The organism is Pantoea sp. GM01 (assembly GCF_000282675.1).
GTDB classification, from domain to species: Bacteria; Pseudomonadota; Gammaproteobacteria; order Enterobacterales; family Enterobacteriaceae; genus Pantoea; species Pantoea nemavictus.
In genome coordinates this window covers 38,695-64,795 of sequence record NZ_AKIU01000001.1, presented here as the reverse complement: position 1 = coordinate 64,795, position 26,101 = coordinate 38,695, and the positions used below count along the sequence as shown (strand labels likewise).

The following is a 26,101-nucleotide window of genomic DNA, read 5'->3' as shown; positions in this document are numbered from 1 at the left end:
GATGGTCGGCTTTGCCAGTCGCGGCTCGCTGCTGCCGCTACGTCTGACGCAGGGCTTACCGCTGCTGGCGCTGAATGTAAACAGTGTCGACGTCGATTTCTTCCGGATAAAAAGTGCCACACTGGCCGATTTTCTGGCTCAGTGGAACTACGGCAACAATATGTCGTATTGGGAATCCCGCGATCTGCTGAAAAATGCCGATCTGGTTTACAGCGGACGTTTTGATCTCAATCCGGCGCGCAACACGCGCGAAAAAATGCAGTTGCCGCTCGGCGATGTGGATGCCCTGAAACAATCTGGCGTCTATCTGGCGGTAATGAAACAGGCCGGGACTTATAACTACACGCAGCCAGCGACGCTGTTTACCCTAAGCGACATCGGTCTGTCGCTGCACCAATTCCCTGAACAGCTGGATCTGTTCGCTCAAAGCCTGGCCAGCGGCGCACCGCTGGATGACGTCAGCGTGCAGCTGCTGGATGAAAAGGGCAAACAGCTGGCCAGTGGCGCCAGCGACAGTAACGGTCATCTGCGCTTACCCGCGCATGCCAAAGGCAAGTTGCTGCTGGCGACACAAAAAGGGCAAACCTCGCTGATCGATCTTACTCGCCCGGCGCTCGATCTGGCTGAGTTTCCGATTGATGGTCCGCAAGGTTACGACAAACAGTTCTTCGTCTTTGGTCCGCGCGATCTCTATCGTCCCGGCGAAACGGTGATCGTCAACGCGCTGCTGCGGGATGCCGATGGTAAACTGCTGCCGCCGCAGCCAGTAAAAGCCGAAGTGGTACAGCCGAACGGTGAAGTGGCGCAAACCTTCGTCTGGCAGCCGGTAAATGGCGTCTATCAACAACGCTTCCCGCTGCCGGCCTCTGCCATGACCGGAGAGTGGACGCTGCGTATTAACAGTGGCGACAACCAGCCGCGCAGCTGGCCGTTCCACGTGGAGGATTTTTTGCCGGAACGTATGGCGCTGGCGCTGAGCAACAGCGCACAGCCGGTGGCGCCGGATGCCGCGGTGCAATTTGATGTGGAAGGGCGCTATTTGTACGGCGCACCTGCCGAAGGTAATGAGCTACAAGGGCAGCTGTTCCTGCGCCCCGCGCGTGAAGCGGTGACGGCGCTGCCGGGTTATCAGTTCGGTGACATCACTGAAGAACTGAAACGCACGCTGGACGATGTCGATGAGAAGCTGGATGAGAGCGGTAAGTTGCAGCTCAGCGTGGAGAGCAGCTGGAAAGAGAGCCATTCGCCGCTCAATCTGATTCTGCAAGCCAGCCTGCTGGAAACCGGTGGACGTCCGGTGACGCGTCGCGCTACTCAGGCGATCTGGCCCGCACCGGCGCTGCCGGGCATTCGTCCGCTGTTTAACAGTGAATCGGTGTATGACTACCGCACCGATCGTTATCACGATGAGCCAACCGTCGCGGAAAACAGCCTTGCTGAATTCGACGTGGTATACGCCAACCCGCAGGGTGAAAAATTGGCGGCGCAGGATCTGGATGTTCGCCTGATCCACGAGCGCCGCGACTATTACTGGAGCTTCTCTGACAGCGAAGGCTGGCAGTCGCGCTACGATCAAAAAGATCTGCAGGAAGAGCAACAGCACATCACTATTGCTGCCGGTGGCAGCCAGAAAGTGAGTTTCCCGGTGGAGTGGGGCACCTATCGACTGGAAGTGCATGCGGGTGACAACATCGTCAGCAGCGTACGATTCCAGGCGGGATATTGGTGGCAGGACAACACCAATGGCACCGGCGCGCTGCGCCCGGATCAGGTGAAGCTGAAAATTGATAAAACCGCTTATCAACCGGGCGACACTGCACATGTGCAGGTAGAGTCGCCCGCAGCTGGCAAAGGCTATCTGATGGTGGAATCCAGTAGCGGCACGCTGTGGTGGCAGCCGCTGGATGTTCCGGCAGGTGGCGCAACCATTGATGTGCCAATTAGCGACAGCTGGAAGCGACACGATCTCTATCTCAGCGCTATCGTGGTGCGCGACGGCGACAAGGCCAGCGGCGTCACGCCGAAACGCGCGGTGGGCTTGCTGCATCTGCCGATGGCGACCGAAGCACGTCGACTCACGTTGACACTCGACGCACCCGATAAAATCCGCCCAGAACAGACCCTGAAAGTGAAGGTGAAAGCCAGCCGCGAAGGCGGCGAGCTGCCGAAGCAGGTTCAGGTATTGCTGTCGGCGGTAGACAGCGGCGTACTTAGCATCACTGACTACTCAACACCGAATCCGTGGGAGGCGTTTTTAGGTCGCAAGCGCTATAACGCCGATCAATACGATGTGTTTGGTCAATTAATTGAAGGCGGCGGCAAGCTGGCCGCGCTGCGCTTTGGCGGTGACGGCGACGATGCGGATGCCCTGTCGCGCGGCGGTAAAAAGCCGGTCACCGATGTGCAGATCGTGGCACAACAGCTGCAGCCAGTGACGCTGGATGCCAATGGCGACGGCACGCTGGAGCTGCCGATCCCTGCTTTTAATGGTGAGCTGCGTTTGATGGCGCAGGTTTGGAGCGACGACAGCTTCGGATCGGCCGAGCGCAAGCTGGTGGTTGCTGCACCGCTTATTAGCGAACTGGCGACACCGCGTTTCCTTGCTAGCGGCGATCAAGCTACGCTGGCGCTGGATCTCACTAACCTCACCGATCGCGCCCAGACGCTGAAAATCAATGTTACTGCCAGCGGTCAGCTTGCCTTGAATGGCCAAATCCCGGCCAGCGTGCAATTAGCAAAGGGCGCGCGTAGCACCTTATCCATTCCGGTGAAAGCGCAGGGAGGTTTTGGTGACGGCGCTGTGCAGGTGAATGTCTCAGGCATGAGTTTGCCGGGCGAAACCCTGGCGCCGAGCGAGCGAAAATGGAAAATTGGCGTGCGTCCGGCTTATCCGGCACAAACGCTGAGCTTCGATAACGTGATGCAAACCGGCCAAAACTGGCAGGTGTTGGCGAGTGCCTTTAATGGTTTGCAGCAGGATACGCTGAGCGGACAGCTGTCGCTCAGTAACCGTCCGCCGCTGAACATCGCCAGCTTTATCAGCTCGCTCTACGCCTATCCTTACGGCTGCCTTGAGCAGACCGCCAGCGGCATTTGGCCATCGGTGTTCACCAACCATGCGCAGTTGACGGCGATGGGCATCAAAACCAGCAGTGATGAGGCGCGCCGTGCGTCAATTGATACCGGCATTGCGCGTCTTGCCGGCATGCAGCGCGGCAACGGGAGCTTTGGCCTGTGGAACAAAGAGAGTCAGGAAGAGTTTTGGCTGACCGCTTACGTCACCGATTTCTTGCTGCGCGCCAGCGAAGCGGGTTATAGCGTGCCGGATGGCGTGATTACCCGCGCCGACGAACGTCTGCTGCGCTATCTACAGGACCCTGCGCAGATCGAAACCAGCTGGAGCAGCGATGCCGATGGTTTACGTTTCAGCGTGCAGGCCTATGCCGGATTAGTACTGGCGCGCCAGCAGCAGGCACCGCTTGGTGCCCTGCGTGCACTGTATGAAAAACGCGAGCAGGCCAAATCGGGCCTGGCGATGGTACAACTTGGCGTAGCGCTGAAGCTGATGGGCGATCAGCAGCGTGCACAGTTGGCGCTGGCGCAGGGGATTGGCCTGGAACGTAAGCCGAACAGCTGGCTCGGAGATTACGGTAGTCCGGTGCGCGACCGCGCGCTGATTCTGTCGCTGTTAAGCGAAAACCAACTGCTGCCGGATATGCAAGGTCCGCTGCTGATCGATCTGGCGAAAGCGGTACATGGCCAGCGCTGGTTCTCCACCCAGGAAAACAACGCGTTGTTCCTCGCCGCCCGCACCTTGCAGCAGCACAAAGGCGAAAGCTGGCAGGCGACACTGCAGGGTAAAGCGGAACCGCTGAGCAGTAATCAGCCGCTTAACATTGGCATGACGGAAGATCAGCTGCGACAAGGCGTGTCGGTGAAAAGCGACAATGCGTCGCCGCTCTACGGCACGCTAAATGTGGTGGGCTATCCCCGCACCGCACCGTCGCCTATCAGCAACGTGCTGAAGATCGGTCGTGAATATTTCACGCTGGACGGTAAGCCTGCCGATCTCGCCAATCTGAAAAGTGGCGAGTTGCTGGTGGTACGGCTGAAAGTCGAAGCTAGCGAGCGCGTGAGTGATGCGCTAGTGGTGGACTTGCTGCCTGCTGGCCTTGAGCTGGAGAACCAGAACCTCAGCGACAGCAGCGCCAGTTTAGGCGACAGTGCCGATGCGTTGAAAGAGAGCATGATGGATATGCAGCAGGCCAATATTAAACATATCGAATTCCGGGACGATCGTTTTGTTGCCGCGCTGGCGCTCGACGGCTACACGCCGGGCACGTTGCTGTATCTGGCGCGGGCGGTTACGCCGGGCAGCTATCGCCTGCCACCACCGCAGGTGGAATCGATGTATGTGCCTGAGTGGCGTGCGATTGGTAGCACGCCAGAAAAAATCAACGTGCGTTAAGTATTGATGCCGATAAGAAACCGACTAAAGCGGTGGCGCTGGCTACCGCTTTTTTTACTGGCATCGCTGGCCGCGCTGTGGCTGCTGGATCGACTGACACCTTTACCGCTGCATGAGGTACAACCGGCGCGCGTGGTGGTGGCCGAAGATGGCACGCCGCTGTGGCGCTTTGCTGATAGACAAGGCGTGTGGCGCTATCCGGTGTCGCTGGACGAAGTGTCGCCAGCCTACATCGATGCGCTGCTAACCTATGAAGATCGCTGGTTCTGGCATCATCCCGGTATTAATCCAATGGCGATTGTGCGCGCTATCGGGCAGAACGTGCTGCATCACGGCGTGGTTTCCGGCGGCAGTACGCTGACTATGCAGGTGGCACGGCTTATCGATCCCCAGCCGCGCACCTTACGTGGCAAAGTGGTACAGACGTGGCGTGCGCTACAGCTGGAATATCATCTCTCCAAACGAGACATCCTGACGTTGTACCTCAATCGCGCTCCGTTTGGCGGCACGGTTGAGGGCGTGGGTGCGGCGAGCTGGATCTGGCTGGGCAAGCCGCCGTCACAGCTCACTAAAGGCGAGGCGGCACTATTGGCGGTGCTGCCTCAGGCGCCGAGCCGCTTGCGTCCGGATCGCTGGCCGCAACGCGCCGAAGCGGCGCGTAATAAGGTGCTGGATCGTTTGGCGGAATATGGCGTTTGGACGCCGCAGGATGTCGCCGATATTAAACAGGAAGCCGTTTGGCTGCCGCCGCGCCAAATGCCACAACGTGCGCCGCTGCTCGCCCGGCGCTTATTGTCGTTATCACCCGACAATAAAATCACCTCCACAATTGATCTGTCGCTCCAGCGCGAACTGGAGAATCTGGCGTCGTCGCTAAAAAGCAACTTACCTGCTCGCACTTCGCTGGCGCTGCTGGTGGTGGATCACCAAAGTATGAAGGTGCGCGGCTATGTAGGTTCGGTAGATTTCAACGACGACAGCCGCTTTGGTCATGTCGATATGATCGCCAGCGTGCGATCGCCGGGATCGGTACTGAAACCTTTCGTCTATGGTATGGCGCTGGATGAAGGGCTGATTCATGGAGAATCGTTATTACAGGATGTGCCGCGCCGCTTTGGCGACTATCGTCCCGGCAACTTTGATTCAGGCTTCCATGGCCCAGTAAGCGCCAGTGAAGCGCTGGAGCGATCGCTTAATCTGCCTGCGGTGCAGCTTTTGGCTGCTCTGGGGCCAAAAACGCTGGCGGCGCGTCTGCGTAATGTGGGATTAAATCTGCGCTTCCCGGCGGGCGCAGAACCGAATCTCTCGCTGGTGCTTGGCGGTACCGGCGCGCGGCTGGATGACATTGTCGCGGCCTATAGCGCCTTTGCCCGTCACGGTAACGCGGCGCAACTGCGCTGGCTGTCGACACAGCCGTTACAGGAAAGGCCGTTGTTGTCGCCAGGTGCCGCATGGATTGTGCGGCGTATTCTGGCAGGTGCTGCGCAACCCCCCGCCAGCGGCGCGGTGTCGGATGTTGCCCCACTGGCGTGGAAAACCGGCACCAGCTACGGCTATCGCGATGCGTGGACGATTGGTATCACTCCGCGCTATCTGATTGGCGTGTGGGTGGGACGGCCAGATGCGACGCCGGTGGCTGGCCAATTTGGCTATGCCTCAGCGGTGCCGGTGATGAATCAGGTGAATAATCTGCTGGCGGGACATATGCCGGTGAACGGTGCCGTGCGCGATCCGCGTCCGCCATCGGTCAGCGCCATGAGCATCTGCTGGCCAGGCGGCCAGCCGTTGCCATTGGGCGATGAGAATTGCCGTCAGCGTCGTCAGAGTTGGGTGTTGAATCAAACCGTGCCACCAACGCTGCTCGCGCCGGGGCAGGAGAGCGTTAATGGCTTGCGACAGCAATACTGGCAGAATAGTGATGGATTGCGCGTGGCGGCCGATTGTCCTGATGCGCAGAGCCGTGAGCGGTTGATGTGGCCGCTGCCGCTTGAGCCCTGGCTAGCGCCTGCTGAACGGCGTGCACAGCGATTGCCGCCCATCGATCCCACCTGTCCGCCACTGAATCAGGGCAATGCGCCGCCGCTGGTGATCACCGGCGTGATCAATGGCCAGCGTGTGCAACCGCTGCCGGGCAAAGTGGTGTTGGTGATGCCGGTGGCGGTGCAGGGCGGACAAGGCGAACAGCGCTGGTGGTTTTTGAATGGACAGCCGCTTGAACAGGATGCCGGGAAAAAGAGTGCAGCACTGGTGCTGGATGAACCCGGCAGCTATCAACTGGTCGTAATGGATGAAGCGGGGCAGTTGTCCTCGGTAGGATTTACCCGCGGTTGAGTGCAGGGATATGGCATACTTTTTGCCTGCTTGCCCCGACAAAAATCAATTATTTTCAATAATTCCACCAATCGCCAATAGGCAACGCCCGATGATGTCCCTATAATCGGCGCGTTTTCTTACCGGGAGCAGGCTCCCGGATTCTTCAGGATGCTAACTAGAGGTCAACATGGCAATCGAACGTACTTTCTCAATCGTGAAACCAAACGCCGTCGCTAAGAACGTGATTGGTGCAATCTATAACCGTTTTGAAAGCGCGGGCTTCAAAATCGTTGGCGCAAAAATGCTGCACCTGACCAAAGAGCAGGCTGAAGGCTTCTACGCTGAGCACAAAGGTCGTCCATTCTTTGATGGTCTGGTTGAATTCATGACTTCTGGTCCAGTTGTGGTTTCTGTACTGGAAGGCGAAAACGCCGTTCAGCGTCATCGCGATCTGATGGGTGCAACTAACCCAGACAACGCGCTGGCAGGTACTCTGCGTGCTGACTACGCGGACAGCTTCACCGAGAACGCGACCCACGGTTCTGACTCAGCTGAATCTGCAGCACGCGAAATCGCGTACTTCTTCGCAGAAAACGAAGTCTGCCCACGCACTCGCTAAGTACATTGAGGGCCAAGCGGACACACGTCTTTACAGCTGTTCAACATCTGTGAAACGGTTCCCCTGGCATCATGCAGCAGATGTAGTACAATTATGCGCCCTTGTTGAGTCTGACTCAGCAAGGGCGCTGTTTTTTCCTACTATTAACCAGAGCCGTAACGTGTAACAACGAGGCCAGAGAACATTATGTCCGAACAGATTGTGACGCCGTCGTCCGCTTCCCCCGTGGTTGTTTCCCCAAAAAACGAAAAAATTAACCTGCTGGATCTTAACCGTCAGCAGATGCGCGAATTCTTTCTCGAAATGGGCGAAAAGCCGTTCCGTGCCGATCAGGTCATGAAGTGGATGTACCACTACTGCTGCGATGATTTCGAGCAGATGACCGACATCAATAAAGTGTTGCGCGGCAAACTGATGCAGCGCGCTGAAATCCGTGCGCCGGAAGTGGCGGAAGAGATGCGTTCCACCGATGGCACCATTAAATGGGCGATTCGCGTCGGCGATCAGCTGGTGGAAACTGTCTACATTCCGGAAGCGGATCGCGCAACGCTGTGCGTCTCTTCGCAGGTAGGCTGTGCGCTGGAGTGCAAATTCTGTTCGACGGCGCAGCAGGGCTTTAACCGCAACCTGCGCGTGTCTGAAATTATTGGCCAGGTATGGCGTGCCGCTAAAATCATCGGCGCGGCGAAAATCACCGGTCAACGTCCTATCACCAACGTGGTGATGATGGGCATGGGCGAACCGCTGCTCAACCTGAACAACGTGGTACCGGCGATGGATATTATGCTGGATGACTTCGGTTTTGGTCTGTCAAAACGTCGCGTTACGCTGTCAACGTCAGGCGTGGTGCCGGCGCTGGATAAGCTGGGCGATATGATCGACGTAGCGCTGGCGATTTCGCTGCACGCGCCAAACGATGCCATTCGTGACGAAATCGTGCCGATCAACAAAAAGTACAACATCGAAACGTTCCTCGCGGCGGTTAAACGCTATATCGGCAAGTCCAACGCGAATCAGGGCCGTGTGACCATTGAGTATGTGATGTTGGATCATGTCAATGACAGCACCGATAACGCACATGAGCTGGCGGCACTGCTGAAAGAGACACCGTGCAAAATTAACCTGATCCCATGGAACCCGTTCCCGGGCGCGCCGTATGGCCGTAGCTCCAACAGCCGTATCGATCGCTTCTCTAAAGTACTGATGGATTACGGTTTCACCACTATCGTGCGTAAAACGCGCGGTGATGACATTGACGCCGCATGTGGTCAGTTAGCGGGCGATGTGATTGACCGTACCAAGCGTACGCTGCGTAAGAAAATGGCGGGTGAAGCCATCTCTGTGAAGGCGCTCTGAAAGCCAGCGCCTGGTGATATTCACCGGGCGTAACTCATGTCAGTCTCTCCGCACATTTTTCACGGAGAAACTGATATGCGTAAAGGAATACCTGCGGCGATTCTGGCCAGCTTAGTTGTAACCGGTTGTGTCAATCACCCCGCCCGACAGAGCGCAGCGGATATCCGCTTGCAGCTGGGATTGCACTATCTTGCAGTCAAGGATTTTGCCGCCGCACAGCGCAATTTGTTGCGTGCGCAGCAGGCGGCACCGGATGATTATCGGGTGCCGTTAGCCCTTGCCCGCGTGGCGCAGGCTCAACAGAATAGCGCGCAAACACGCTGGCACTATCAACGCGCGCAGCAGTTAGCACCGCTGAATGGTTATGTCGCTAACAATTACGGTGCGTTTCTCTGCGGTTTAAGGCAGTATGACGAAGCGCATCAACAGTTTAAGCTGGCAATTGAGGCGCAGGAAATCGATGCCCGTCAGGATGCATTTCTGTTTTCGGGCTATTGTTACCTGCAGGCTGATGAGAGTGCCGCAGCGCGCGAGCAATTAGGTTACGCGCTGGATGCCGCACCGGAGCAGGGCAATCAACTGCTAAGGGAAGTGGAAAGGCGGCTTGAACAGCAGGAACAGCAATCCGTTCCGCTGCTTTTAGAAGTGTACCATCAGCGTTTGCCCGCAACGGCAGAGAGCCTATGGTTACAGATACGTTTCGCCGCGCAACAGGGAAACGCTGCTGACGTTACACGTTATGGCGACCGGTTGGCGCGAAGTTTTCCACAATCGATACAGTACCAGCGTTATTTAGCTAATGAATACTGAAGCCACTCAAGATAATTCTGCAGTACATTCCACAGGTGAACGCCTGCGTCTGGCCCGTGAGCAGATGGGGCTGACCCAGCAAAACGTCGCTGAGCGCCTGTGCCTGAAAGTTTCTACCGTACGTGATATTGAAGAGGACAAATCACCTGCTGATTTAGCTTCGACATTCCTGCGCGGTTACATTCGTTCTTATGCCCGTTTGGTGCATGTGCCGGAAGATGACCTGCTGCCGATGATGGCAAAACAGGCTCCGGTGCGCGCGGCCAAAATCGAGCCAATGCAGAGCTTTTCATTGGGTAAGCGTCGTAAAAAACGCGATGGCTGGCTGATGATTTTCACCTGGTTGGTGATCTTTGTTGTCGTCGGTTTGACCGGTGCCTGGTGGTGGCAAAATCATAAGGCATCACAGGCTGATCTGGTGTCGATGGCCGATCAAAACGGCAGCGGCGATAATAGTCAGTCTATCCCGCTGGGTGACAATAGCACCGACAGCAATGCTGATGCGGATACGAATGCAGCCGGTACGCCGGTTGATAACGGTGCGGGTGCGGTTGCGACGCCAGAGAGCAGCAACACCGCGAGCAGCGCACCAGCTGCAAGCACGACTGCGCAAACCAACGGCAGCGAGAATGCTGTGGTTTCGCCTAGCCAGGCACCGATTGACACCACGCCGCCAGCGGCCACGTCTCCGGCACCGGCTAATAGCGTTCCGGCCGGCCAAATGCCTACTGCAAACGCAGCGGTCAGCCAACCGGCTGGCGATCCGAATGCCATCGTGATGAACTTCAAAGCCGACTGCTGGCTGGAAGTGAGCGATGCCACCGGCAAGAAGTTGTTCAGTGGTTTGCAACGTAGCGGCGGTAAGCTGAGTTTGTCCGGTACGGCTCCGTATCGTCTGAAAATTGGCGCTCCGAGTGCGGTTGACGTGCAATATCAGAATCAGCCCGTTGATTTAAGTCGTTTTATCCGTAATAACCAGGTTGCCCGTCTGACGCTGGGTGCGCAATAACGCGCAGCGCGCTTTCCGGGTAATTGTGGAGAGAGAATATGCATAACGAAGCACCCATTATCCGTCGCAAATCAACACGGATTTACGTCGGCAAGGTGCCAGTTGGCGATGGTGCGCCCATCGCCGTTCAGTCAATGACCAACACCCGCACCACTGACGTGGACGCAACCGTTAACCAGATTCGCCAGCTTGAGCGCGTCGGGGTTGATATTGTCCGCGTTTCCGTTCCGACCATGGATGCGGCTGAAGCCTTCAAACTGATTAAGCAACAGGTCAACGTGCCGCTGGTGGCGGACATTCACTTTGACTATCGCATCGCACTGAAAGTCGCCGAATATGGCGTGGATTGTCTGCGTATCAATCCTGGTAACATCGGCAATAATGAGCGTATCCGCCAGGTGGTGGATTGTGCGCGTCATTACAATATTCCGATCCGCATCGGCGTGAATGCCGGTTCGCTGGAAAAAGATCTGCAGGAAAAATACGGTGAGCCAACGCCGCAGGCGCTGCTCGAATCCGCGATGCGTCATGTGGATCATCTCGATCGTCTTAACTTTGATCAGTTCAAAGTGAGCGTCAAAGCCTCTGACGTCTTCCTCGCCGTTGAATCTTATCGTCTGCTGGCGAAAGCTATCGATCAGCCGCTGCATCTCGGCATCACCGAAGCGGGTGGCGCACGTGCGGGTTCAGTGAAATCTGCCATCGGCTTGGGCCTGCTGCTGGCCGAAGGCATCGGCGATACGCTGCGTATTTCACTGGCGGCCGATCCGGTCGAAGAAGTGAAAGTGGGTTATGACATTCTCAAATCCCTGCGCATCCGTTCGCGTGGCATCAATTTCATTGCTTGCCCGACCTGCTCGCGGCAGGAATTTGATGTTATCGGCACCGTTAATGCGCTGGAAGAGCGCCTTGAAGACATCATCACGCCCATGGATATTTCGATTATCGGCTGCGTGGTGAATGGTCCGGGTGAAGCCACGGTTTCTACCCTCGGTGTGACCGGTGGCGCCAAGAAAAGCGGCTTCTATGAAGATGGCGTGCGTCAGCGCGATCGTCTCGATAACAACGACATGATCGATCAGCTGGAAGCGCGTATTCGCGCCAAGGCCACCATGCTGGATGAAAGCCGTCGCATCAACGTGCAGCAGCTTGAAAAATAATCAAGGTGCGCGCAGGCCGCGTACCAGTTTGTGATTGAACCTGTGCGGTTTCATCCTCATAAGGTATGATGCCGCTCAGGTTTTTTTGTCTTAAAGAGATTCTAACGTGGCGAAGAATATTCAAGCGATTCGCGGAATGAACGATTACCTGCCAGCGGATACCGCAATTTGGCAGCGTATTGAAGGCACTCTGAAGCAGGTTCTGGCCAGCTATGGTTTCAGTGAAATCCGTCTGCCGATCGTTGAGCACACCCCGCTGTTCAGCCGTGCGATTGGTGAAGTCACCGACGTGGTTGAGAAAGAGATGTACACCTTTGAAGACCGCAATGGCGAAAGCCTGACGTTGCGTCCGGAGGGCACCGCGGGTTGCGTGCGCGCCGGAATCGAACACGGTCTGTTGTACAACCAGGAGCAGCGTCTGTGGTACGTTGGCCCCATGTTCCGCTACGAGCGTCCGCAGAAAGGTCGCTATCGTCAGTTCCATCAGATTGGTGCGGAAGTTTTTGGCCTGCAGGGTCCGGACATTGATGCCGAATTGATCATGATGACTGCGCGCTGGTGGAAAGCGCTGGGCATCGCCGATCACGTTGAGCTGGAACTGAACTCTATCGGTTCACTGGAAGCGCGCGCCGACTACCGTAACGCGCTGGTGGCGTTCCTTGAGCAGCATAAAGAAGCGCTGGACGAAGATTGTAAGCGCCGCATGTATACCAATCCGCTGCGCGTACTCGACAGTAAAAATCCTGAGATTCAGACACTGCTGAACGATGCGCCGACGCTGGGTGAATTCCTTGATGAAGACTCGCGCGCGCACTTCAGCGGCCTGTGCGCGCTGCTGGACGATGCGGGTATCAAATATCGCGTGAATCAGCGTCTGGTGCGCGGCCTCGATTATTACAACCGCACCGTTTTTGAGTGGGTTACCAGCAGCCTCGGCTCGCAGGGTACCGTATGTGCCGGTGGACGTTATGATGGCCTGGTCGAACAGCTGGGTGGCCGCGCTACGCCAGCCGTCGGTTTTGCTATGGGCCTGGAGCGTTTGGTGTTGCTGGTGCAAGCGGTTAATCCAGAATTTGAACCGACGCGCATTGTTGATGTCTATGTTATCGCTTCGGGGCAGGGCGTTCAGTCCGCCGCGATGCAACTGGCGGAAAAACTGCGTGATACTGATCCCGCACTGAAGCTAATGACCAACTTCGGTGGCGGTAACTTCAAGAAGCAGTTTGCCCGTGCAGACAAGTGGGGCGCACGCATTGCGCTGGTGCTGGGCGAAGATGAAGTGAACGCGGGCCAGGTTGTGGTTAAAGACTTGCGTACCGGCGATCAACAGACGCTGGCTCAGAGCGACGCCGCTGCGACGTTGCGCACGCTGCTGCAGTAAGCGCAGCACTGCAACAGCCATATTAAAGAGAGGGATTGCGTGGAAGTTTACAGCAACGAAAACGAACAAGTTGACGCGCTGCGTCAGTTCTTCACCAACAATGGTAAATTTCTGGCCGTTGGCGTAATCATCGGTATCGCTGCGCTGGGTGGCTGGCGTTTCTGGGCCAGCCATCAGGAAGGAACCGATAAAGCGGCATCCGCTGAGTATCAGCAACTGACCAGCGCCATGCAGGCCGATAAGCCTGATACGCTGGAAGCAGTGGCCACTTTCGCTAGCGAAAACAACAACACCTACGGCGCATTGGCGTCGCTGGATCTGGCTAAGCAATATGTTGAAGCTAATCAGCTGGATAAAGCAATCGCTCTGCTTCAGAGCGGACTAAAAGATACCAAAGATGCCAACCTGCAGGCAGTAATTAACCTGCGTCTGGCACGCATTCAGTTGCAGCAAAGTCAGGCCGATGCCGCACTTTCTACCCTTAACAATGTTAAAGGTGATGGCTGGACAGCCATTGTGGCGGATATTCGCGGAGAAGCACTGCTGAGCAAAGGCGATAAGCAGGGCGCACGTGATGCCTGGAGCAAAGGTGCCGAATCGCAGGCCTCTCCTGCGCTGAAGCAAATGCTGCAGATGAAGATGAATAACTTAAGTTAAGCCAGTCAAGAGAGCGCACATGGAATTACGTAAATACCTGCTGCCAGGGCTGATTTCAGTCACTCTGCTCAGCGGTTGCTCGCTGTTCAGCGGCGAAGAAGATGTAGTGAAAATGGCCCCGCTGCCAAAAGTGGAAAACCAGTTTACGCCGCAGACCGCGTGGAGCACCTCTGTCGGGGACGGAGTGGGTGATTTCTATTCCAACCTGCATCCAGCCTGGCTGGACGGTACCGTGTATGCTGCGGATCGTTTTGGCGTGGTTAAAGCGCTAGATGCCAGCAATGGCAAAGAGAAATGGAAAGTCGATCTCTCTGAGAAAACCGGCTTCTTCTCGAAAAATATCTCCGCACTGCTGTCTGGTGGCGTAACGGCTAGCGGCGATCGCATTTACATCGGTAGCGAGCGGGGTCAGGTATTTGCGCTGAACACCAGCGATGGTGGCATTGCCTGGCAGACTAAAGTCGCCGGTGAAGCGCTGTCGCGTCCGGTTGTCAGCGATGGTTTGATTCTGGTGCACACCAGCAACGGTATGTTGCAGGGACTTGACCAGAGCACCGGCGCGATTAAGTGGAGCGTCAATCTTGATATGCCTGCGCTGTCACTGCGCGGCGAATCAGCGCCAACTGTTGCCTTTGGTGGTGCCATCGTCGGCGGCGACAATGGTCGTGTAAGCGCGGTCATCATCAATCAAGGCCAACTGATCTGGCAGCAGCGTATTTCGCAGCCAAGCGGCGCGACTGAAATCGATCGTCTGAGCGATGTGGATACCACGCCAGTGGTCGTAAACGGTGTGGTCTATGCGCTGGCCTATAACGGCAATCTTACCGCACTGGATCTGCGTTCTGGCCAGGTGCTGTGGAAACGTGAGATTGGTGGCGTCAAAGACATGGTGGTGGATGCCGGTCGTATCTATCTGGTCGATCAGGATGACCGTGTGATTGCGCTGAATGCTGACGGTGGCGTGGCCATCTGGCGTCAAAGTGATCTGCTGCACCGCAATCTGACTTCACCCGTGCTGTTCAACGGTTATCTGGTGGTAGGCGATAGCGAAGGTTATCTGCACTGGATTAATACGCTTGATGGCCGCTTCGTGGCGCAGCAGAAACTGGATAGCGATGGCTTCCAGACTGAACCGGTTGTTGCCGGTGATAAGCTGCTGATCCAGGCGAAAGGCGGAGAAGTTTACGCCATCTCGCGTTAAGTCATTGGCTCTGCGGAAATCCATTTTCCGCTCGCTTACACGGCTCCTGATTCGTCAGGGGCCGTTTCGTTTTTGGTCAGGCATGGTATTCTGTGCGCCTTCTGCCTGACGCCTGGCGTCAAATGTCGTTATAATCACGCCATTCGAGCGAACTATTTTCAAAACTGAGGCAAGTGTTATGGTACCTGTGGTCGCGCTGGTTGGGCGTCCCAATGTGGGAAAATCTACGCTATTTAACCGTTTAACACGCACGCGTGATGCGCTGGTGGCGGATTTTCCTGGACTGACTCGCGATCGCAAATATGGTCGCGCCGAAGTGGAAGGGCGCGAATTCATTGTTATTGATACCGGCGGTATTGATGGCACCGAAGAAGGCGTAGAAAACCGCATGGCGGAGCAGTCGCTGCTGGCGATTGAAGAAGCCGATGTGGTGCTGTTTATGGTCGATGCGCGCGCGGGCGTGATGCCGGCGGATCAGCAAATCGCTAATCATCTGCGTGCACGTGAGAAAGCCACCTTTGTTGTCGCTAACAAAACGGATGGCATCGATCCGGAAGCGGCCGTACTGGATTTCTATGCGCTGGGCTTAGGTGAAATTCACCCGATTGCCGCTTCGCATGGCCGCGGCGTTAACAGCTTGCTGGAAACCGCATTGCTGCCGTGGATGGACGAAATCGTTCCAGAAGCGGAACTCACGGAAGAAGAAGAGAATGCCGCCTATTGGGCCGCATTAGAAGAAGAAGGCGAGAAGGCGCTGGAGGAAGAGGAAGAAGAAGATTTCGACCCAACCACACTGCCGATCAAACTGGCTATCGTTGGCCGCCCTAATGTAGGTAAGTCAACGCTTACCAACCGTATTCTTGGCGAAGATCGCGTTGTGGTCTTCGACATGCCTGGCACCACGCGCGATAGCATCTACATTCCAATGGAACGTGACGAACGCGAGTATGTTCTGATTGATACGGCGGGTGTACGCAAGCGCGGTAAAGTCACCGAAACCGTAGAAAAATTCTCCGTTATCAAAACGTTGCAAGCGATTGAAGACGCTAACGTGGTGATGCTGGTGATTGATGCGCGTGCCGGAATTTCCGATCAGGATCTGTCGCTGCTGGGCTTCATCCTCAATAGTGGGCGCTCACTGGTGATTGTGGTCAACAAGTGGGATGGCATGACGCAGGAAGCGCGAGACGAAGTTAAAGAGCAGCTAGACTTCCGTCTGGGCTTTATCGATTTTGCGCGCATCCACTTTATTTCAGCACTGCACGGCAGCGGCGTGGGTAACCTGTTCGAATCCGTGACCGAAGCCTACGACTGCTCCACCAAGCGTGTGGGCACGGCGATGTTGACGCGTATCATGACCATGGCAGCCGACGATCATCAGCCGCCACTAGTGCGAGGCCGCCGCGTGAAGCTGAAATATGCGCACGCCGGTGGTTATAACCCGCCAATCGTGGTGATCCACGGTAACCAGGTGAAAGATCTCGCGGATTCGTACAAGCGTTACCTGATGAACTACTTCCGTCGTTCACTCAACGTAATGGGTACGCCGATTCGTATTCAGTTTAAAGAAGGCGATAACCCGTATGCGGGCAAACGCAATCTGCTGACGCCAACTCAGCAGCGTAAACGTCAGCGTTTGATGTCGCATCTGAAGAAAAACAAGCGTTAAGATGAGAAGGGCCCAGACGGGCCCTTTTTTTATGTCGGAGGATCGATGAACATCCCTTGCCCCAACTGCCAGCAACCGCTTACTCACAACCCAGATGGTTTTATGTGTGCTCACTGTGCCAGCCATTTTGCGCATCTGGCGTTATGCCCCGACTGCCATCAACCGCTGCAGGTGCTAAAAGCTTGTGGAGCGGTTAATTACTTTTGTCAGCACGGTGACGGTCTGATCTCGAAGAAGCGTGTCGAATTCGTCCCCGACCTCACTGCTCAGTAACAATTTTTCGCCGCACGCCGTCATAGTTATTAATGGGTTACGACTGGTTTTGTAGCAAAAATGCTATTAACCAGTAACTGCTGCGTTATGGATATTCACTTTTTATTGTACCAGGTGGTACAATCCTGCCGCCTTGGGGCGAGAATCACTCTCATCTGCATTGTGTCCCCGCTCACAAGCGACGAATCACGGGCCTTGCTCCCGTACCAATAGATTAAAATAAAGCGTAACGGATATGTCTTGTCTCCCGCTTCGGCAGGAGCCTCAATACCGGCTGCCTCAGGCTTACCGGCACCAGCGCGTTATTTTTTCAGGAGAGTTTTTGTTATGGCAGAAAATTCCGCTCGTCCCGGCAAAGGGCTGAGCATCTGGTCTGTACTGTTAGGCCTGGTCCTGCTGGCAATCGGCTTGTTCTTCGCTATCGGCGGCGGCAAGTTGGTAGCGCTGGGCGGCAGCTGGTACTTCCTCATCGCCGGTATCGCTATGTTGCTGTCGGCCATTCAGTTCTTCCGTCGCAAATCATCTGCCGTCACCCTGTTCATCCTGGTGTTTGCCGGTACGCTGATTTGGTCACTGTTTGATGCTGGCTGGCATTTCTGGCCGCTGGTATCACGCCTGATGGTTCCGGCTGGCTTGATGCTGCTGGCATTCATTACCTGGCCAGCACTGCGTAAACGCGAAGGCAAAAGCTCTCTGGCGAAAGTTTCTTACGTGTTGTCGGCGGTTATCGCGGTAGGCATGGTGGCAACCTTCGTGCAGATGTTCCAGCCGCATCCTACCGTCGCGTTTGACGGTAAACAGCTGCCGCTGATTCCTGTTGATAAATCGAAACCACAGCAGGACTGGAGCAGCTATGGCCGTACGCCAGGTGGCGACCGTTTCGCAGCCATCGATCAAATCACGCGCGACAACGTAAAAGATCTGCAGGTTGCCTGGACGTTCCACACGGGTGATACGCCAATCAGCCCAACCGGTAACGGTGCGGAAGATCAGCAGACTCCGCTGCAAATCGGCAACACGCTTTATCTGTGCACGCCACACAACAACGTGATTGCGGTAGCCGCAGACAGCGGTAAGCAGATCTGGAAACGCGAAATTAACGCTCAGGCGGAAGTATGGAACCGCTGCCGTGGCTTAGCGTATTTCGATGCGACCAAACCGCTGCAGCAGCCTACGCAGCCGGGTTCAACGCCGGTTACTGCAGCTGTGCTGCCGGCGGGTGATACCTGCCAGCGCCGTATTCTGATGAACACCATTGACGCGCGCCTGATTGCGATTAACGCCGATAACGGTGAGCTGTGTGACAGCTTCGGTACGCACGGTGTGGTTGATCTGAAAACCGGTCTGGGCAAAGCGCCAGATCCGCAATATCAGCTGACTTCGCCTCCAGCGATGGCCGGAACCACCGTTGTGGTTGGCGGTCGCGTCGCGGATAACGTGCAGACTGACATGCCAGGCGGCGTGCTGCGTGGTTTTGACGTGATCACTGGCCAGATGCGTTGGGCGTTTGACCCAGGCAACGACGATCCTAATGCGGTGTTAATGCCGGGTAAAGACTACACGCGTAGTACGCCGAACTCGTGGGCACCTATGTCCTACGATCCAGCGATGAACACCGTGTTCCTGCCGATGGGGAGCCCGTCTGTCGATCTGTGGGGTGCGAACCGTACTAAACTGGATCACACCTACGGCGCATCAATTCTGGCGCTGGATGCCACCACCGGTAAGCAGAAGTGGGTGTATCAGACCGTGCATAACGATCTGTGGGACTTCGACCTGCCAATGCAGCCGAGCCTGGTAGACTTCCCGATGAAGGATGGCACCACTAAGCCAGCCGTGGTCATCGGGGCGAAAACCGGCATGATTTGGGTGCTGGACCGCCTGACGGGCAAGCCTTTGACCAAAGTTGAAGAGCTGCCGATGCCGCAGGGCCACATTCCGAACGAGCAGTACACCAAAACGCAGCCGCACTCGGTGGAGATGCCAAACATTGGCAATCAGAAGCTGACTGAAGCGGATATGTGGGGTGCAACACCGTTTGACCAGCTGGCGTGCCGCATCGCCTTTAAAGGCATGCGTTACGATGGTCTGTTCACCGTGCCGGATACCGATAAATCTCTCAGCTTCCCAGGTTCACTGGGCGGTATGAACTGGGGTGGTATCTCGTTTGATCCGAACAACCAGTATATGTTCGTTAACGACATGCGTCTGGGTCTGTGGGTACAGATGGTGCCGCAAGACACCAGCAAAACTGCGGCCAGCAATGGTGGTGAAGCGATCAACACCGGCATGGGTGCGGTTCCGCTGAAAGGCACACCGTACGCGGTAAACAAAAACCGCTTCATGTCGCCACTGGGCATTCCGTGCCAGGCACCGCCGTTCGGTACGCTGTCGGCGATTGATATGAAAACCCGCCAAATCGTTTGGCAGGTGCCAGTGGGTACCGTGCAGGATACCGGTCCGTTTGGTATCAAAATGCGCGCGAAAATGCCAATTGGTATGCCGACCTTGGGCGGTACGCTGGCGACGCAGGGCGGCCTGGTGTTCATCGCCGGAACGCAAGATTACTATCTGCGCGCGTTCGATAGCTCAACCGGTAAAGAAGTGTGGAAAGCACGTCTGCCAGTCGGCAGCCAGGGCGGTCCAATCAGCTATGTATCGCCGAAAACTGGCAAACAGTACATCCTGATCTCTGCGGGCGGCGCACGTCAGTCACCAGACCGTGGTGATTACGTGATTGCTTACGCGCTGCCAGACAGCAAGTAAGTGCCCTAATGAGAAAGGCCGACATCATGATGTCGGCCTTTTTTTTACCATCCTTAGCGCACTTTATCCCTCAAGGTACCTTATTCACTGCTGCTTGGAAGGGCGGCGGCTTTTTTGACCTCCTTTTCTTCCAGCTTCCCTGGCTCTTTCAGGATCGTTTCTGAAATTACCCCCGCTGACTTTGCCGCCAGCGCTACCTGCTTCCCTGGCGCGCTCCGGGTCCTCTGCAAAGTTCCCGGCACCACCTCGTTGCTTTTTTTGTGTCATAGCAGAGACCTCATCTAAGGGTGTTTTCTTCGACGTGGACTAGCTAGCCACATAATGAGTATAGTCAATCAGTTATGACTTTCCTTGAGAGATCTCTTATAACCTATTCCCCGTCGCGCCAGAGAGATTGCAACTCAGGTGGCGCGAGTTGCTCAGGAATTAACAGCACCAAAGTTCCCGCCTCGCGGTGGGTAGCGTAGGTGATTTGAATACGGTAATAGCGCTGATCGCCACGACCGATATTTGCCGCCTGATCTTCCGGTTCGCCAAGGGGCATGGCCTGTTCTAGTACTTCACAAACCCGCTGTTTTTGCGGTTCTGGCAGCTCTGACAAGGCAAAGCGTCGTTCTCCGCGTAGCTTAGGGATAAAGGCGATACCGCCTTCACGCGCCAGTTTAATGACAGCGTCATCGGTCAGTTGGATGTCCACGTTACGCCCACCTGCTGCCAGGCGGATTGAATGCTCTCCGCCACTGAAGTGTTAAATCGTTGTTTGGCGTGCTGCACGGTGAAGCGGGCAAAGGTGCTGAAATCGGCATCCTGCGGCAGCGTTTTATCGCATAACGTGTCGTACCACGCCTGGCCCGCGATTTCCCAGGCAAAGCCGCCCAGCGCTTTAGCCGCGAGATAAAATGCGCGATTGGGAATGCCAGAATTAAGATGCACGCCGCCGTTATCGTCCCGCGTCTCAATGTAGTGATCCATATTGGCGGGTTGCGGATCTTTTCCCAGCACCGGATCGTCGTAGGCGGTGCCGGGTGACGACATTGAGCGCAACCCGCGGCCATTAATCCCACCCGCCAGTAAACCCTCGCCGATGATCCAGTCAGCCTGATCGGCGCTCTGCTTAAGATGAAACTGCTTCACCAGTGAGCCAAAAACATCCGACATTGATTCGTTCAGCGCGCCTGCCTGCTGGAAGTAAATCAGCCCGGCTTCGGTTTCCGTTACGCCATGCGTCAGTTCGTGCGCCACCACATCGAGTGCGATGGTGAAGCGATTAAATATCTGGCCATCACCATCGCCAAATACCATCTGCTGGCCGTTCCAAAAGGCATTCTGGTACTCCTTGCCGTAATGCACGGTGCCATCGAGTTTGAGGCCTTTGTTGTCGAGCGAATTACGTTGGTAGATTTGCCAAAAGAAATCGTAGGTAATGCCGAGATAATCCCAGGCTTCCTGGGCGGCGACATCGTCATTTTTCGGCTGGCCTTCCGTGCGGATTAACGTGCCGGGGAGATTTTGCGTGCCTTCGGCGTCGTAGATTGCGCGCTGAACGGTGCCTGGTTTGGCAATGGCGGCGCTGGTGGCTTGATGGCTGTGTTTCTCCATCAAGTGTTGCACGTGGGTGAGAGTGCGGCGCGCATAGTCTTGCTGCGCACCGGTGCAGTTATCAATGATATTGCGCAGCATGTAGGGAGGAATAACGCTAAAAGGCATACTAACTCCTGATCATAAATGATTATGTCAAAAGTATAGTTTTCATCCTATCAACGCGCTTTACGGCCCCGGGATTTCTGCGGTTCAAGCGCGGTAACCTGACTTTCCACCCAGCCATCATCCAGTCGGGTACGCAGCAAATCACCTTTGCTGAGCTGCTGAGTTCTCTTCACCACCTGACCTTGCGTATCGGTGGTGACGCTGAATCCACGCGCCAGCGTCGCCAAAGGGCTTACGCCTTCCAACTGTGCGGCTAATGTGCCAAAGCGCTGACGATTGTGATTAAGCTGTTTTTCCATGCCCTGTTGCAGACGATAGTGCCACTGCTGGAGCTGCTGCTGAGCGCGCAGAATCCGTCCCTGCGGTTGCTGTGCGTTGAGACGCTGCAGCAGGCGATCCTGCTGACGATTCGCTACGCGCATACGCTGATCCATCGCTTCGCCAAGACGGCGCTGCAGCTGAAACAGTGCGGTTTGTTGACGTGCCAGACGCAGCTGCGGATGCTGCTGCTGTAATCGGTGCTGGATGCGGGTAAAGCGACGCTGCTGCTGTGCCAGATAAAAATCCATCGCCATCTCCATGCGCTGCTGCTGCGACTGCAAACGGCGCACCAGTTCCAGCTGATTACGGCTCACCAGCTCAGCCGCCGCAGAAGGCGTTGGCGCACGTAAATCCGCAACGAAGTCGGCGATGGTGACATCGGTTTCATGGCCAACGGCGCTGACGATTGGCAGGCGGCTGGCAAAAATCGCCCGTGCCACGCGTTCGTCATTGAAGCTCCACAAATCTTCCAGCGAACCGCCGCCACGGCCAACAATCAGCACGTCACACTCTTCACGCTGGTTGGCCAACTCGATGGCTCGCACAATGCCAGCGGGCGCATCCACGCCTTGCACCGCCGTAGGATAGATGATCACCGGCAATGACGGATCGCGTCGATGCAGCACGCGCAGCACGTCGTGCAGCGCCGCGCCGGTGGCGGAGGTAATCACGCCCACCTGACGCGCCGGATCCGGCAGCGGCTGTTTGAACTGCTGATCGAACAAGCCCTCTGCGGCTAAACGCGCTTTCAGCTGTTCGAACTGCTGCTGCAGCAAGCCTTCGCCCGCCGGATGCATGCTTTCGATAATCAGCTGATAATCGCCACGCGGCTCATACAGCGTGATACTGGCGCGTACTAAAACTTGCTGACCATGCTGAGGACGGAAGGTGACGCGACGATTGCTATTGCGGAACATCGCGCAGCGTACTTGCGCACCATCATCCTTCAACGTGAAGTACCAATGGCCGGAAGAGGGCTGGGTAAAATTCGAGATCTCAGCGCTGAGCCATACCAGGCCCATCTCATTTTCCAGCAGTTGGCGCACCGTGGTGTTCAGGCGGCTGACAGTAAAAATATTGGCGGTTGGCGGTAGCGACATGTGATGTAGATCAAATTTTAAATCAGAGGGTTAATCAACCGATACTACATTGCTCACCCGGAGGATCAAGACTTTTTCTGAAAAAACACTGGAGGCAATCGGTTTCGGCCTGTATAATGCCGCGGCAATATTTTATCTGTTTTAATCGCCCCCAGGTGGAGATATTGCAATGTTAAGAATCGCGAAAGAAGCCCTCACATTTGACGACGTTCTGCTCGTTCCCGCTCACTCCACTGTCTTACCCAACACCGCTGATCTCAGCACGCAACTGACAAAAAACATTCGTCTGAACATCCCAATGCTCTCCGCTGCAATGGACACCGTAACTGAAGCGGGTCTGGCTATTGCGCTGGCGCAGGAAGGGGGTTTGGGCTTTATCCATAAAAACATGTCAATTGAGCGCCAGGCGGATGAAGTTCGTAAGGTGAAAAAACACGAAAGTGGCGTCGTTACCGATCCACAAACCGTGCTGCCAACCACCGCGCTGGCGGCGGTAAAAGAGCTGACCGAACGTAACGGTTTTGCTGGCTATCCTGTGGTGAACACCGAGAACGAGCTAGTGGGGATCATCACCGGTCGTGACGTGCGTTTTGTCACTGACCTGACGCTGCCGGTTTCTGCGGTGATGACACCGAAAGAGCGTCTGGTTACCGTTAAGGAAGGCGAAGCGCGTGAAGTGGTGCTGCACAAAATGCACGAAAAGCGTGTTGAGAAAGCGCTGGTTGTGGATGACAGCTTCCACCTGCTGGGCATGATTACCGTTAAAGATTTCCAGAAAGCCGAACGTAAACCTAACGCCTGTAAAGATGCGGAAGGTCGCCTGCGCGTCGGCGCAGCGGTTGGTGCGGGTGCAGGCAACGAAGAGCGCGTTGATGCGCTGGTTGCTGCCGGTGTTGACGTGCTGCTGATTGACTCATCACACGGCCACTCAGAAGGCGTGCTGCAGCGTATCCGTGAAACCCGTGCAAAATACCCGAACCTGGAAATCATCGGCGGCAACGTGGCGACCGGCGCAGGTGCATTGGCGCTGGCTGAAGCGGGTGTGAGCGCGGTGAAAGTCGGTATCGGTCCTGGTTCAATCTGTACCACGCGTATCGTTACCGGTGTCGGCGTGCCACAAATTACTGCGGTTTCTGACGCGGTTACTGCGCTGGAAGGCACCGGGATTCCGGTTATCGCTGACGGCGGTATCCGCTTCTCTGGCGACATCGCTAAAGCGATCGCCGCAGGTGCAGCAGCAGTGATGGTCGGTTCAATGCTGGCCGGCACCGAAGAGTCTCCGGGCGAAATCGAGCTATATCAGGGCCGTTCGTTCAAGTCTTATCGCGGAATGGGTTCACTGGGCGCGATGTCCAAAGGCTCTTCAGACCGTTACTTCCAGAGCGATAACGCCGCTGACAAACTGGTACCGGAAGGTATTGAAGGTCGCGTTGCTTATAAAGGCCGCCTGAAAGAGATCGTGCACCAGCAGATGGGTGGCCTGCGCTCTTGCATGGGCTTGACCGGTTGCGGCACCATCGACGATCTGCGCACCAAAGCGGAGTTCGTGCGCATCAGCGGCGCGGGCATCAACGAAAGCCACGTGCATGACGTGACCATCACCAAAGAGTCACCAAACTACCGCATGGGTTCATAATCCCGTAAAATTTAGCGCCCGGCACCAGCCGGGCGCTTTTATTATTAAGTCCATCCCAATGGAAACGCCTCAATGACGACTGAAAATATTCATAAACATCGTATTTTGATCCTCGATTTTGGTTCTCAGTATACGCAGCTGGTGGCGCGCCGCGTGCGTGAGCTGGGCGTCTACTGCGAACTCTGGGCGTGGGATGTCACCGAAGAGCAAATTCGCCAGTTCAACCCGAACGGCATCATCCTCTCTGGCGGTCCGGAAAGCACCACCGAGCAGAACAGCCCACGTGCGCCGGAATATGTGTTCAACGCCGGTGTGCCGGTACTGGGCGTCTGCTATGGCATGCAGACCATGGCGATGCAGCTGGGTGGCAAGGTTGAAGGCTCCAACGAGCGTGAGTTTGGTTATGCGCAGGTAGAAGTGCTGACCCAGAGCGCGCTGGTGCGTGACATCGAAGATGCGATTAGCGCAGCAGGAAAACCGCTGCTGGACGTATGGATGAGCCACGGCGACAAAGTCACCGCCATCCCAGCCGGTTTTGAAACCGTTGCCAGCACTGAAACCTGTCCGTTCGCCATCATGGCTAACGAAGAGAAGAAATTCTACGGCGTGCAGTTCCACCCGGAAGTGACGCACACGCGTCAGGGGCTGCGTATGCTGGAGCGTTTTATTCGTGACATCTGCGGCTGTGAAGCGCTGTGGACGCCAGCCAAAATCATCGAAGACGCGGTTGAGCGTATTCGTCAGCAGGTTGGCAACGATAAAGTTATCCTCGGCCTGTCTGGCGGCGTCGACTCTTCCGTGACCGCGATGCTGCTGCACCGCGCCATCGGCGATCGCCTGACCTGCGTGTTCGTCGATAACGGTCTGCTGCGTCTGAATGAAGCTGAGCAGGTACTGGACATGTTCGGCGACCACTTCGGCCTGAACATCGTACACGTTGCGGCTGAAGCGCGTTTCCTTGATGCGTTGGCGGGCGAGAACGATCCTGAAGCCAAGCGTAAAATCATCGGCCGCGTGTTCGTAGAAGTATTCGACGAGCAAGCACTGCGTCTGGAAGACGTGAAGTGGCTGGCGCAGGGCACCATCTATCCTGACGTGATCGAATCTGCCGCTTCTGCGACCGGCAAAGCGCACGTGATCAAATCGCACCATAACGTGGGCGGTTTGCCAAAAGAGATGAAGATGGGCCTGGTTGAGCCGCTGAAAGAGCTGTTCAAAGATGAAGTGCGCAAAATTGGTCTGGAACTCGGCCTGCCGTACGACATGCTGTATCGACACCCGTTCCCGGGTCCAGGTTTGGGCGTACGCGTGCTGGGCGAAGTGAAGAAAGAGTATTGCGATCTGCTGCGCCGTGCCGATGCTATCTTCATTGAAGAGCTGCATAAAGCCGACCTGTACAACAAAGTCAGCCAGGCATTCACCGTATTCCTGCCGGTGCGTTCTGTCGGCGTGATGGGCGACGGTCGTAAATACGATTGGGTGGTTTCACTGCGTGCAGTAGAAACCATCGACTTCATGACCGCACATTGGGCGCACCTGCCGTACGATTTCCTCGGCCGCGTCTCCAACCGCATCATCAACGAAGTGAACGGCATTTCCCGCGTGGTTTATGATATTTCGGGTAAACCACCTGCGACGATTGAGTGGGAATAAAT

The 26,101-nt window shown here is 56.0% G+C and carries 19 protein-coding genes; 15 read left to right on the top strand and 4 right to left on the bottom strand.

Annotation, left to right across the window (positions count from 1 at the left end):
* The 13 genes from PMI17_RS00260 to PMI17_RS00205 all read left to right on the top strand — a co-directional run.
* The coding region (locus tag PMI17_RS00260; RefSeq protein WP_007884901.1) for an alpha-2-macroglobulin at positions 1–4,468 on the top strand (4,468 nt) is incomplete at its 5' end.
* Between the two features lie 6 nt (positions 4,469–4,474).
* Positions 4,475–6,799: a peptidoglycan glycosyltransferase PbpC gene (gene pbpC / locus PMI17_RS00255; protein WP_007884900.1), complete on the top strand. Its 2,325-nt coding sequence runs from the start codon at positions 4,475–4,477 to the stop codon at positions 6,797–6,799.
* A 169-nt stretch (positions 6,800–6,968) separates the two neighbouring features.
* Complete coding sequence (ndk, locus tag PMI17_RS00250; RefSeq protein ID WP_007884899.1) at positions 6,969–7,400, top strand: nucleoside-diphosphate kinase; 432 nt, start codon at positions 6,969–6,971, stop codon at positions 7,398–7,400.
* Between the two features lie 186 nt (positions 7,401–7,586).
* Entirely contained in the window at positions 7,587–8,756 is a 1,170-nt protein-coding gene (locus PMI17_RS00245; RefSeq protein ID WP_007884898.1) for a bifunctional tRNA (adenosine(37)-C2)-methyltransferase TrmG/ribosomal RNA large subunit methyltransferase RlmN, read from the top strand.
* Between the two features lie 75 nt (positions 8,757–8,831).
* Positions 8,832–9,566, top strand: coding sequence for a type IV pilus biogenesis/stability protein PilW (gene pilW, locus PMI17_RS00240; protein ID WP_007884897.1), 735 nt, complete (start codon positions 8,832–8,834; stop codon positions 9,564–9,566).
* Positions 9,556–10,575: a cytoskeleton protein RodZ gene (gene rodZ / locus PMI17_RS00235; RefSeq protein ID WP_007884890.1), complete on the top strand. Its 1,020-nt coding sequence runs from the start codon at positions 9,556–9,558 to the stop codon at positions 10,573–10,575. Before pilW ends, rodZ begins: the two co-directional genes overlap by 11 nt.
* Positions 10,576–10,613: 38 nt before the next feature.
* A complete protein-coding gene (ispG, locus tag PMI17_RS00230) occupies positions 10,614–11,735 on the top strand; it encodes a flavodoxin-dependent (E)-4-hydroxy-3-methylbut-2-enyl-diphosphate synthase (RefSeq protein WP_007884889.1) in 1,122 nt (373 codons plus the stop codon).
* A gap of 106 nt (positions 11,736–11,841) precedes the next feature.
* Positions 11,842–13,116, top strand: a complete 1,275-nt coding sequence (gene hisS, locus PMI17_RS00225) for a histidine--tRNA ligase (RefSeq protein ID WP_007884887.1) — start codon at positions 11,842–11,844, stop codon at positions 13,114–13,116.
* Between the two features lie 39 nt (positions 13,117–13,155).
* The gene (locus PMI17_RS00220; RefSeq protein WP_007884886.1) at positions 13,156–13,773 is read left to right on the top strand and encodes a YfgM family protein; all 618 of its coding nucleotides are present in this window, start codon (positions 13,156–13,158) and stop codon (positions 13,771–13,773) included.
* Positions 13,774–13,792: 19 nt separating this feature from the next.
* Positions 13,793–14,974, top strand: a complete 1,182-nt coding sequence (gene bamB / locus PMI17_RS00215) for an outer membrane protein assembly factor BamB (protein ID WP_007884884.1) — start codon at positions 13,793–13,795, stop codon at positions 14,972–14,974.
* 178 nt (positions 14,975–15,152) lie between these two features.
* Positions 15,153–16,643, top strand: coding sequence for a ribosome biogenesis GTPase Der (gene der / locus PMI17_RS00210; RefSeq protein ID WP_007884883.1), 1,491 nt, complete (start codon positions 15,153–15,155; stop codon positions 16,641–16,643).
* A gap of 45 nt (positions 16,644–16,688) precedes the next feature.
* The gene (locus PMI17_RS24570; protein WP_007884882.1) at positions 16,689–16,916 is read left to right on the top strand and encodes a zinc ribbon domain-containing protein; all 228 of its coding nucleotides are present in this window, start codon (positions 16,689–16,691) and stop codon (positions 16,914–16,916) included.
* A 327-nt stretch (positions 16,917–17,243) separates the two neighbouring features.
* Positions 17,244–19,682, top strand: a complete 2,439-nt coding sequence (locus tag PMI17_RS00205; protein ID WP_007884881.1) for a glucose/quinate/shikimate family membrane-bound PQQ-dependent dehydrogenase — start codon at positions 17,244–17,246, stop codon at positions 19,680–19,682.
* An 84-nt stretch (positions 19,683–19,766) separates the two neighbouring features.
* Here PMI17_RS00205 and PMI17_RS24565 read toward each other — a convergent pair whose 3' ends face one another.
* The 4 genes from PMI17_RS24565 to xseA form a co-directional block, all read right to left on the bottom strand.
* The gene (locus PMI17_RS24565; RefSeq protein WP_045814915.1) at positions 19,767–19,949 is read right to left on the bottom strand and encodes a general stress protein; all 183 of its coding nucleotides are present in this window, start codon (positions 19,947–19,949) and stop codon (positions 19,767–19,769) included.
* Positions 19,950–20,052: 103 nt separating this feature from the next.
* Positions 20,053–20,379, bottom strand: coding sequence for a protealysin inhibitor emfourin (locus PMI17_RS00200; protein WP_007884879.1), 327 nt, complete (start codon positions 20,377–20,379; stop codon positions 20,053–20,055).
* Positions 20,364–21,389: a M4 family metallopeptidase gene (locus PMI17_RS00195; protein ID WP_007884877.1), complete on the bottom strand. Its 1,026-nt coding sequence runs from the start codon at positions 21,387–21,389 to the stop codon at positions 20,364–20,366. Before PMI17_RS00195 ends, PMI17_RS00200 begins: the two co-directional genes overlap by 16 nt.
* Positions 21,390–21,439: 50 nt before the next feature.
* Positions 21,440–22,810, bottom strand: coding sequence for an exodeoxyribonuclease VII large subunit (gene xseA, locus PMI17_RS00190; RefSeq protein ID WP_007884875.1), 1,371 nt, complete (start codon positions 22,808–22,810; stop codon positions 21,440–21,442).
* Positions 22,811–22,979: 169 nt separating this feature from the next.
* Here xseA and guaB point away from each other — a divergent pair, with 169 nt between their 5' ends.
* Together guaB and guaA are read left to right on the top strand one after the other, a co-directional pair.
* Positions 22,980–24,446, top strand: a complete 1,467-nt coding sequence (gene guaB, locus PMI17_RS00185) for an IMP dehydrogenase (protein ID WP_007884873.1) — start codon at positions 22,980–22,982, stop codon at positions 24,444–24,446.
* A 72-nt stretch (positions 24,447–24,518) separates the two neighbouring features.
* Positions 24,519–26,099, top strand: a complete 1,581-nt coding sequence (guaA, locus tag PMI17_RS00180) for a glutamine-hydrolyzing GMP synthase (RefSeq protein ID WP_007884870.1) — start codon at positions 24,519–24,521, stop codon at positions 26,097–26,099.
* Positions 26,100–26,101 lie beyond the last annotated feature (2 nt).